Below are 1,302 nucleotides of genomic sequence, written 5' to 3'. Positions count from 1 at the left end.
CGTATTGAACCCCGTTCTGTCAAGACAGATGTGCATAATTTTTTGAGATAACGCCATTCTATTCTGATAATTATCAAGTCTACGCTGCCTCTTTGGATTCCTTCCATTTTCTGAATTCCTGCGGTGTACGATAGCCCAACGCTGAGTGCGGGCGCTCTTTGTTGTAGAACTCAATATACGTTTTGATTGCGATCTTGGCTTCCGCGAAGTTGTCGTATTCCTGCATCCAAACTTCTTCCTCCTTCAACGAACGGAAGAAACGTTCGATATAGCCATCTGCGTCCGGATTGTGATAACCTGTCCGTTCATGTTTCACCTGGCAGTCCTTCATGGCTTGTACGAATCGTCGACTTGTCATTTGGCATCCGTTGTCCGTTCTGAGCGTTAAGTTTGCGCCTCGTACCCCGCTCGGGAATCGGTAGTTGAATGCGTTATCCACAGCCTGCAGCAATTCCTCTGTCCGGCAATAGCGCGAAAACGAATACCCCACAATTTCACGGTCGTACGCATCGATGACCGCGAATAGATATCCCCACCCATCCTTACCACACCAAATCTTTGTCATATCGCACTGGAAGTGTTCGTTTGACTGACTCACCGGAATCTTTCCAGATCGCTTCTTTCGGGAAGCTTCTCGCTGTGGGGATTTCACCAACAATCCCATTTCTCGCATGAGCCGGTGTACTCGTTTGTGGTTTACCTGCATGCTGTATTGACGACGCAACATGACCTTGATTCTACGGTATCCATATCGTGGGAATCTCTCGCATAGATGGCGAATCCGCTGTTTCAATAGGGCGTCTTTCTCTATAACCGCTTTGTTCGCCTTCTTCACAGGCTCCTTTAACAAGCTATAACAATAAGTTCGATTCAGCTCCAATGCTTTCGCAATCACTGGGACCCGAAACCCTTCCTTGACGAGCTGAGCAACCAAGGAACGGCTGTTTACTTCCGGCCCCAGTTCGATTTTTTTCGCAACACATCGATTTCCATAGCTTGCTCGCCAATTTTGCTCATGGCTTCCTGCAACTGCTTCTCCAACTCCTGCTCCCGGGTAGAAGGACCTGACTGAAGCCCTGCTCGTCCACCAGCCAGAAATGCGTCACGCCACTTGTAATACAGACTTTGGGCCACACCATGCTGTCGGCAAACCTCGCTGATATTCGCCCCGGGAACCATTCCTTCCAACACAATGTTCATTTTCTCGTCCACAGTCCACTTACGTCCTGGCATGAGTCAAACACCTCTCTACGTCTATTTTACCTCACGTCATCTGTCTGGGTTGACTCTGGGGCCAGTATA

2 protein-coding genes are annotated in these 1,302 nt (G+C 48.8%); both read right to left on the bottom strand.

Features of this window, described 5'->3' with window-relative positions; all coding sequences use genetic code 11:
* Positions 1-79 precede the first annotated feature (79 nt).
* Positions 80-934 (bottom strand): IS3 family transposase, encoded by an 855-nt coding sequence (locus C7445_RS14410; protein ID WP_067624223.1) that lies wholly within the window; start codon positions 932-934, stop codon positions 80-82.
* Between the two features lie 11 nt (positions 935-945).
* Entirely contained in the window at positions 946-1,233 is a 288-nt protein-coding gene (locus tag C7445_RS14405; RefSeq protein WP_067623977.1) for a transposase, read from the bottom strand.
* Positions 1,234-1,302: the final 69 nt, after the last annotated feature.

Origin of the sequence: Alicyclobacillus sacchari, from assembly GCF_004366795.1 — a bacterium.
Lineage (GTDB): Bacteria > Bacillota > Bacilli > Alicyclobacillales > Alicyclobacillaceae > Alicyclobacillus > Alicyclobacillus sacchari.
The sequence above is the reverse complement of the archived record's forward strand: the minus strand, read 5'-3'. Positions and strand labels throughout refer to the sequence as shown.

What these genes read in the sequence shown, in the direction of transcription:
- C7445_RS14405 (WP_067623977.1), bottom strand. Translation starts at nt 1,233, where the DNA reads ATGCCAGGACGTAAGTGGACTGTGGACGAGAAAATGAACATTGTGTTG.